The 8,528-nt window shown below is 61.1% G+C and carries 9 protein-coding genes; 6 read left to right on the top strand and 3 right to left on the bottom strand.

Features of this window, described 5'->3' with window-relative positions:
* From ACGYK7_RS16350 to ACGYK7_RS16340, 3 genes are all read right to left on the bottom strand, one after another.
* Positions 1 to 1,244: AMP-binding protein (locus tag ACGYK7_RS16350; RefSeq protein WP_394403534.1), on the bottom strand; the 1,244-nt coding region annotated here is incomplete at its 3' end.
* Positions 1,244 to 2,413, bottom strand: a complete 1,170-nt coding sequence (locus ACGYK7_RS16345) for an acetyl-CoA acetyltransferase (protein WP_394403536.1) — start codon at positions 2,411 to 2,413, stop codon at positions 1,244 to 1,246. The genes ACGYK7_RS16350 and ACGYK7_RS16345, both read right to left, overlap by 1 nt.
* Positions 2,413 to 3,231 (bottom strand): IclR family transcriptional regulator, encoded by an 819-nt coding sequence (locus ACGYK7_RS16340; protein WP_394403533.1) that lies wholly within the window; start codon positions 3,229 to 3,231, stop codon positions 2,413 to 2,415. Before ACGYK7_RS16340 ends, ACGYK7_RS16345 begins: the two co-directional genes overlap by 1 nt.
* Positions 3,232 to 3,366: 135 nt before the next feature.
* Here ACGYK7_RS16340 and ACGYK7_RS16335 point away from each other — a divergent pair, with 135 nt between their 5' ends.
* The 6 genes from ACGYK7_RS16335 (at position 3,367) to rfbA (ending at position 8,527) form a co-directional block, all read left to right on the top strand.
* A complete protein-coding gene (locus ACGYK7_RS16335; protein WP_394403532.1) occupies positions 3,367 to 4,371 on the top strand; it encodes a DctP family TRAP transporter solute-binding subunit in 1,005 nt (334 codons plus the stop codon).
* A 53-nt stretch (positions 4,372 to 4,424) separates the two neighbouring features.
* Positions 4,425 to 4,904 (top strand): TRAP transporter small permease, encoded by a 480-nt coding sequence (locus ACGYK7_RS16330; RefSeq protein ID WP_394403531.1) that lies wholly within the window; start codon positions 4,425 to 4,427, stop codon positions 4,902 to 4,904.
* A gap of 22 nt (positions 4,905 to 4,926) precedes the next feature.
* Entirely contained in the window at positions 4,927 to 6,225 is a 1,299-nt protein-coding gene (locus tag ACGYK7_RS16325) for a TRAP transporter large permease (protein WP_394403530.1), read from the top strand.
* Positions 6,222 to 6,974 (top strand): SDR family NAD(P)-dependent oxidoreductase, encoded by a 753-nt coding sequence (locus tag ACGYK7_RS16320; RefSeq protein WP_394403529.1) that lies wholly within the window; start codon positions 6,222 to 6,224, stop codon positions 6,972 to 6,974. The genes ACGYK7_RS16325 and ACGYK7_RS16320 overlap by 4 nt, the downstream gene beginning before the upstream one ends.
* A gap of 66 nt (positions 6,975 to 7,040) precedes the next feature.
* Positions 7,041 to 7,661, top strand: coding sequence for a dTDP-4-dehydrorhamnose 3,5-epimerase family protein (locus ACGYK7_RS16315; RefSeq protein WP_394403535.1), 621 nt, complete (start codon positions 7,041 to 7,043; stop codon positions 7,659 to 7,661).
* Positions 7,658 to 8,527: a glucose-1-phosphate thymidylyltransferase RfbA gene (rfbA, locus tag ACGYK7_RS16310; RefSeq protein ID WP_394403528.1), complete on the top strand. Its 870-nt coding sequence runs from the start codon at positions 7,658 to 7,660 to the stop codon at positions 8,525 to 8,527. Before ACGYK7_RS16315 ends, rfbA begins: the two co-directional genes overlap by 4 nt.
* Position 8,528: the final 1 nt, after the last annotated feature.

Here is an 8,528-nt window from a genome sequence, read left to right as displayed (position 1 = left end):
TCCGACGCCCGGTCGGTGAGATAAAGAAACCCTTCGGCGTCCATATGCCCAAGATCACCGGTCAGGAACCAGCCGTCTCGAAAGGCTTTGGCATTGGCCTCGGGGTTGCTGTGGTAACCCGCAAATACCGCCGGACCGATCACGGCAACCTCACCAGTCTCGCCCGCCGCGACCTCTTTCCCCTCGGCATCCTGCACCTGAACCTGCATCCCCGTCCGTGCAAAACCGCAGGTACCGACCCGCATCACGGCATCATCGGCAGAGTGCTGCGTGGGCGGCAAGACGGTGATATTGCCCGTCACCTCGCCCAAGCCGAAATACTGTACCAGAACAGGGCCCAGAACCTCGATCGCGCGGATTTGGTCGGCGCGGTACATCGGCGCCCCGGCGTAGATCATGTAGCGGAGACTGGAGTGGTCAAGTTCATGAACCGAAGGATGTTCAACCAGCATCTTCACGATCGTTGGCACGGTAAAGGCATTGGTGACGCGCCATTTGGCGACCAAGCGCCAAACCTCGGCGGGGTCGAACTTCGTCCCGCCGAGGAGAATGGTTTTCACCCCATGGGCTACCTGAGTCAACTGATGGATGCCCGCACCGTGAGACAGCGGCGCGACCACAATGGAGGCATCATCCGGCCCAGTGCCAGGCATCAGATCGCACAGATGGTTGGTGATCACAAAAGCTAATTGGCCATGCGTGAGCACCGCCGCCTTCGGCTTTCCAGTGGTGCCCGAGGTAAAGAAGAACCACGCGGGATCGTCGCGATCCACCGCGGTCACGGCAACCGGCACCTTCGCGAACTCCGCCACAAGCGTGTCGTAATCGTCCTCTCCCGCCCCGCCGATCGTGACGGTGAAATCGACACCCTCGCAGGATGCGATATGGGCGGCGAACTCGGCCCCGGCCAACAGACCTTTGGCCTCCGAAGACATGGCGAGCCAGGCGACCTCTTCCGGCGTTTGGCGAAAATTGGCCGGCACCCAAACGCAGCCGAGCTTCCAGCAGGCAAAAGCCGCTTCGAACATCTGGTTGCAGTTCGCGGATTGCACCAGCAACCGGTCGCCCTTGCGCATGCCGTAACGATCGCGCAGGGCGGCGGCAAAAGCGGTGGCGCGGGCTTCCAACTCGGACCAAGCCCAAGTGTCTTCGCCCCAGACCAGCCCGATCTCCTCAGGCTGACGCCGCGCGGAGTCTGCCAAAAACTGCGAGAGGTTCATGACGCGGGTAGAGACAGGCTGCATCACGCCACCCGCTCAAGGATCGAGGCATAGGAGGCAACCGCCGCCCCGCCCATGTTAAACACCCCGGCAAGCTCGGCATCGGGGATCTGCATGCCGCCCGCCTCGCCCATCAACTGCATCGCCGCCATGACGTGCATCGACACGCCCGTGGCCCCAATCGGATGGCCCTTCGACTTCAACCCGCCCGAGGGGTTCACCGGCAGACGCCCGTGCTTGGCGGTCCAGCCCTCGCGAATGGCGCGGCTGCCTTGACCCGGTTCCGTCAAACCCATCGCCTCGTATTCCAACAGTTCCGCCACGGTGAAACAGTCGTGGGTTTCCACAAGGCTCAGGTCATCTAGCGTCAGGCCACTCGCCGCGAATGTCTGCTCCCACGCCCGCCGCGCGCCATCGAAACGGGTGATGTCCCTCCGCGACAGTGCCAACGGTTCGTTGGTATGGCTGCGCGCGCGGAAACGGATGGCGCGCTGCAACTGGGCCGCCACTTCGGGCGCAGCCACAACCATCGCCGCCGCCCCGTCAGACACCAGCGAACAATCCGTGCGCCGCAGGGGGCCAGCCACGAGGGGGTTCTTCTCGGACACAGTGTTGCAAAAGGCCACATCGAAATCCCGCTGCATATGAGCAAAGGGATTTTGCATTCCGTTGTGGTGGTTCTTCGCGGCGATCATCGCCAGCGCTTCGGATTGGTCACCATAGCGCTGGAAATAGCTGGCCGCGATCTGCCCAAAAAGCCCGGCAAAACCACCGCCAACGCCCGCTTCCTCCGCCCGGTAAGAGGCACCGAGCAGGATGTCCCCAACCTCCGCCCCCGGCGTTGCGGTCATCTTTTCGGCCCCGACGACCAAGGCAATCTTGCCACGACCGCTGGCGATGAAATCCATCGCCCCATGCAATGCGGCGGAGCCGGTCGCGCAGGCATTCTCATATCTCGTGGCGGGGACGCGGGCCAAAGCCTGATTCCCCATGCCGACGAGCGCCCCCTGAAAATCTTGATCCGAGAAACCATTGTTGAAGACCCCGACAAAGATACCGTCGACATCCTCCGCTGGCACGCCGGCATGGGCCAAGGCCGGTCCCGTGACCTCAGCCATCAGCGCTTCGGTATCGAGCGCGTCGCTCTTGCCAAAGGCGCTATGGGCCCAGCCGACGATATAGGGGTCCGTCATCATTCATTCTCCTCCAGTACCGGCTGCGGCATCCTGCGCGCCAACCGGATTTCAATTTCCCGCGCTTCGCGCTTCAACAATTCCGCCAACTCACCATCACGCGGCGGCAGCATTCGGCTTTCGATCGCGGCGATCGACATGGCGCCCGCGACGGAACCGTCAGGGCGACAAAGGGCCACGCCGATGCCCCAACTGCCCGGCACGATTCGCCCGGGGTTCAAGGCAAACCCCCGCTCGCGGGTCCGCGCCACATCGCTGCGCAAAAGGTCAGCGTCGTAATCCGGGTAATCGCTGGCCATCCGCTCTGCGTTGTCTTTGAGCACTATTTCGACCTCCGCATCCGGCAGCGCACTCAGCATCGCCAGCGAGCCTGCGCCAATGCCCAAAGGGTGCTGCGCGCCGGTCTCAAGCGCATGGGTCCGGATCGGGAAAGCCCCGTCTTCGCGGTGCAGGCAAACCGCAGCCGAGCCGCGCCGCATGTTGACGAAGGCCGTGTCGCCGCTCGCCTGCGCTAGCCGGACAGCCGCATCCGCTGCAATCTCCAACAGCCCATGGCGCGGGGTCGCGAGGGTGCCGAGAACATAGCTTTCCTCCCCCAGAAAATATAGCCGCGTGGCGCTGTCCTGCTCTACAAGACCGCGCCGAATTAGCGCAAGCATCAACCGGCGCACCGTGGGCTTGCCCAGCCCCGAAGCCTCAATCAACCCGGACAAAGACACACCCCGCCCGGCCCCGCGCCCGGTTATCTGCAAAAGCGCCAAGGCACGGTCTACCGCTTGACTGCCTCTGGCGGGGGTCGCCTGATCTCCACCGCTCATAATGTGGACCTCTTGCGTCTGGGTTCCGGGGTTTCGACACAAAGAACTGCGCATTCCTGCATTGAATGCAAGAAATATCTTGCCCGAACCGCCGAACTCTGTTCCACATTATGGCTCAATGAGGGAGGAACTATTATGAAAATGATTTCAAAGGCGGGTTTCGCCGCAATTTTTGCAACCGCCGTCTTTTCCAGCGCGGCCAGTGCCGACACGCTGCGTCTGTCGCATAACACCGGCGACACCACGACTTGGCACAAAGGGGCAGAGAAATTCGGCGAACTTCTGTCCGAGAAAACCGCTGGCGCCTATGACGTGCGCGTCTTCCCCAATGCGCAGCTCTCTGGCGGCGACCAAATGAAACAGGCCGAGATGGTGGGCCGCGGGGCGCTTGACCTCGTCGTTACCTCGGCGATCAACGTGACCCCCTTGGTGCCCGAGATGGCCGTGTTCTCGCTGCCCTATCTCTATGCCAATTACGATCAGGTAGACGCGACCACCCAAGGCGAACCGGCGAAACTGCTCCAAGACATCCTGCGGGAAAAGGGCATCGAAGTGCTGGCTTGGGGTGAGAACGGCTTTCGCGAAGTCACCAACAACGTTCGCCCGATTAAGACCCCCGAAGACATGAAGGGTCTCAACATGCGCGTCGCCGGACCGATGTATATCGACGTGATGAACGCGCTCGGCGCCAACCCCCAGCAGATGCAATGGGGTGAGACGATGACCGCACTTCAGCAGGGCGTCGTTGATGGGCAGGAAAACCCGATTGGGGCCGTGATCATTCCCCAGCAGGTTTTCGAGGTGCAAAAACATCTGACCGCTTGGCACTACTCCTATGACCCAATCTTCCTTGGTGTCTCGACCGAAGTCTGGGGTGATTTGGACGAGGCGACCCAAGAGCAGATGCGCGCCGCCGCGACCGAAGCCATGGAATATCAGCGCGAAATCACCCGTGAAGGCACCGCCGAAGGCGTCGCCTTCCTGCGTGACAAAGGGATGGAGGTTTACGAGCCGTCCGAAGAGGAACTGGCCGCCTTCCGCGAAGCGACAAAACCCGCCTTCGACACTTGGGCCGCCAAAGTGGGCACCGACATCGTCGGTAGCTTCCAAGACGCCATTGCCGCGACACCCGCGAACTAAAGCCTAGGCGCGGCCCTGCACTGGGGCCGCGCCGATCCGGGAGGGTCGGAGCCATGCGATTTCTGCTGAACGAGTTTGAAAAGATCGTCTGCGCCGTGCTGTTTCTTGGCATGACGCTGATCGGTTTCATCAATGTCGTGGTCCGCTATGCCACGCACTATTCCTTCGCCGCCTCGGAAGAGCTGCTGACCAACGGCTTTCTCCTGCTGACCGTCTTTGGCGCCGCGATCGCCGCACGGCGGGGGCAGCATTTGGCCGTCACGATCGTTCAGGATTTCCTGCCCCGCCCTGCGGTCCGCGCCGTATTTATGCTCTCGGTGATCCTTTCGGTTCTGCTTCTGGCAGCTTCCGCATGGTTTTCTTGGGCCACATTGATGAACCAGATCGGCAGCGGCATCCGCAGCTATGCGCTCGGTGTGCCTGCGTGGTGGTATCAGATCGGCCTGCCCTTCGGTTTTGCCCTGATCATCATCCGTTACCTGCAACATGCCGCAGAAATGTGGCGCGCGACGCGCCAAGAACCGCGAGCGTAAACCAGTGTTTGATATCTCCAGCATGGGTGCCGGCACCCAGATGATCGTCGCCTTTTTCCTGCTGATGGCGCTGCGCGTGCCCGTGGCCTTCGCGCTCGGCCTCTCGGCCATGTACGCCATGTGGCAAATCGGCTTCGGCTTTGACCTCGCAGGCGATCTCATCGCCACCGGCATCGCGAAATACGCCCTGCTCGCCATCCCCTTCTTCATCCTCGCCGGGACGTTGATGGGCACCTTGGGCATCGCCGAGCGGATGATCCGCTTTTTCCGTATCCTCATCGGCAACCTGCCCGGCGGCATGGGTGTCGTCGGCACCGTGGTTTGCCTGTTCTGGGGCGCGGTGTCAGGCTCGGGCCCGGCTTCCGTCGCGGCCATCGGCCCGATGATCATCAAAGGCATGCAAGAAGACGGCTACCCCCGTGCTGCCGCCGCCGCTTTGGTCTGCACGGGCGCGGCCTTCTCCATCGTCATCCCCCCCTCCATCGGCCTCGTAATTTATGGCGTCATTGCCGAAACATCGATCTCCGCACTGTTTATCGCAGCGATCATCCCGGGCCTCTTCATGGGCGTGCTGATGCTGATCATTCTACCCTTCATTAAATCGTCTGACCGGGCGGAGTTGGACAAGCTTTCACCCGCACCGCCCAGCCAAGGCTATTGGCACGATCTCGAGCAGAGCTTTCGCGAGTCCTTCTGGGGACTGATGACCCCAGTCGTCATCCTCGGCGGCATCTACTCCGGCATCTTCACCCCGACCGAAGCCGCCCTCGTCGCCACCGTCTATGCCATTGCCGTGGGCGCTTTTGCCTATCGCACGCTCACCATCCGCGCCCTCTATGATGCCCTGACCGAGGCCGCCTCTTCCTCCGCCGTCGTCATGCTGGTGGTCGCCTATGCCAGCCTATTCGGGTGGGTTGTGACGGTCGAAGACCTCGTCGGCCAATACTCCGACCAACTGCTCGGCCTGTCGGACAATGGCGGGGTGATCTTGGTGGTCATCATGCTGATCCTCCTGATCGCAGGCATGTTCATGGACCCGGTGACGGTGATGTTCATCTCTCTCCCGATCTTCCTGCCGGTCGTGCGCGAACTTGGCTGGGATCCGGTTTGGTTCGGCGTGCTGGTGATGGTGAACCTCGCCATCGGTCTCATCACCCCGCCCGTCGGGATCAACCTCTACGTCGCCGCGAACATCACCCGCCAACCTTTGGAGCATATTGCCCGCGCCGCCTTGCCGTTTCTCGCGATCAGCGTATTCGGCCTTGCCATCGTGGCGGCGGTCCCTGCCCTCTCCCTCTTCCTGCCCGAGGTTCTGAAATGAACGATACCGTTGCCCTGATCACCGGTGCCGCCCGCGGCATCGGCCTTGCCACCGCCGCGCTTTTCCACGCCGAAGGCCGCCGCGTCGTCATGCTCGACCGCGATGCGGAAGAACTGGCGGAAGCCGCGGCCACCCTCTCCGGCGCACTTGCCATAACTTGCGACGTTTCAATCCCACAACAAGTCGCGCAGGCCGTCGCGGAGGTGGAGCAAACCTTCGGGCGCCTCGACATTCTGGTCAACAATGCAGGCGTCGCCGATTTCGGCCCCTTGGCCGAGACTGATTTTGCCCGCTGGCGACGCGTGATGGAGACCAACCTCGACGGCGTGTTTCTGATGTCCCAAGCCTGCCTTCCGCTCCTCTCGACCCGGGGCGGGGCCATCGTGAACATCGCCTCGATCTCCGGGTTGCGCGCCTCGACGCTGCGGATCGCCTATGGCACGTCCAAAGCAGCAGTGATCCATCTGACCAAACAGCAAGCGGCGGAGCTTGGCGAAGTCGGGATCCGCGCGAACTGCGTCTGCCCCGGACCGGTGGAAACGAAACTCGCGCTTGCCGTCCACTCGCAGGAGATACGCGCGGCCTATCACGACGCGATCCCCCTCAACCGCTACGGCTCCGAGCGCGAAATCGCGAACGTCATATGTTTCCTTGCAAGCGACCGGGCAAGCTATGTGACTGGGCAGGTCGTTGCATCCGACGGCGGGTTCGACGCCACGGGCGTGGGTTTGCCTGCGCTGCGGGGCTAACTGGGAACTGTTGCGTTAGCAGATGCTACTTGGCGACGATTATGGTTGTATCATCTGACAAGAACTATGGTGCTTGCTAGGAAACAACGAGAAGTCGTCAAGGGGAACGCTATTGTGGAAGTTATCCAAACCGGCGTGCCAGAAGCTCCCATTTTGAAGCCCGCAAAATTCGGGGCTGCACGAGGGTTCTTTTCAGACAGCTGGAACCGCAAGATACTGGCGGAACATGGAATCGCTTTAGATTTCGTGCAGGACAATCATTCCCTCTCTGCCGCCATGGGGGCAGTACGTGGGTTGCATTCTCAGGCCCCGCGTCCCGGGGCAGAGCGAGAAGCCCTAAACATTATCGCCGACCAGATTGGCCGCCCCACCGGCGCTGCCGAGATTGCGGCGGCCTGTGATACCATTGCGCGGCAGTCGATAGACAATCCGGCCAAAAAGCAGCACCGATCATTTCTCCGGCGCACCGGATGTCAGCTGGGTCGATTTCGCTCGAGAAATTTTCGGGGAGGCGGGGTTGGATCGCATGGAAACGGGAATCCTCGCTTCCGATCACTCGACCCCGCCCAAAGGTCGCTAAAGTCTTGTCCGCATTGTTGCGCCACACAGCCCGTTTTCGGCATCCCACGCTCGGACCGGCGTGAGCCGCCTACAGATATACTTAAAGACCTTGGAGGCCGATCATGAGCAAACGCAAAGGTATCATTCTCGCTGGAGGGTCTGGTACAAGGCTCTACCCGATCACTATGGGAATTTCGAAGCAACTCCTGCCGATCTACGACAAGCCCATGATTTACTACCCGCTGTCGGTTCTCATGCTCGGGGGCATCCGTGACATCGCCATGATCACTACGCCGCAGGATCAAGAGCAATTCATCCGAACGCTCGGCGATGGCAGCCAGTGGGGGATCAATCTGACCTACATTGTGCAGGAGAGCCCCGACGGTTTAGCGCAAGCCTATCTGCTGGCTGAAGACTTTCTGGCCGGTGCGCCTTCTGCAATGGTGCTCGGCGATAACATCTTTTTCGGCCACGGGCTGCCTGACATGCTGGCCTCCGCAGATGCGCGCATCGGAGGGGGCACTGTGTTTGGCTATCACGTCTCTGACCCAAAACGTTACGGGGTCGTTGGCTTTGACGCTAATGGCATAGCCCGAGAGATCATCGAAAAACCCGATGTGCCGCCCTCGAAGTACGCTGTGACGGGTCTCTATTTCCTTGACGGCGATGCCCCGAAACATGCAGCAGAGGTTCAGCCATCGGCGCGCGGCGAATTGGAGATCACTTCGCTGCTTGAGATGTATCTACAGGCGGGCAAACTGCAGGTCGAACGCATGGGGCGCGGCTATGCTTGGCTGGATACCGGCACCCATGGCAGCCTGTTGGACGCGGGAAATTTTGTCCGTACGTTGACCGAACGACAGGGTTTGCAAACCGGTTGTCTGGAAGAGATCGCTTTTAAAAAAGGTTGGATCAGCGAAGAAGCCCTCGCAGAGCGCGCCGAGATGTTCACTAAGAATGACTATGGCAGCTATCTTGCCACGTTGAAGTAAG

It is taken from the genome of Sulfitobacter sp. 1A15299 (genome assembly GCF_043556915.1).
Taxonomy (GTDB): domain Bacteria; phylum Pseudomonadota; class Alphaproteobacteria; order Rhodobacterales; family Rhodobacteraceae; genus Sulfitobacter.
This window is presented reverse-complemented; position numbering and strand designations above follow the sequence as displayed.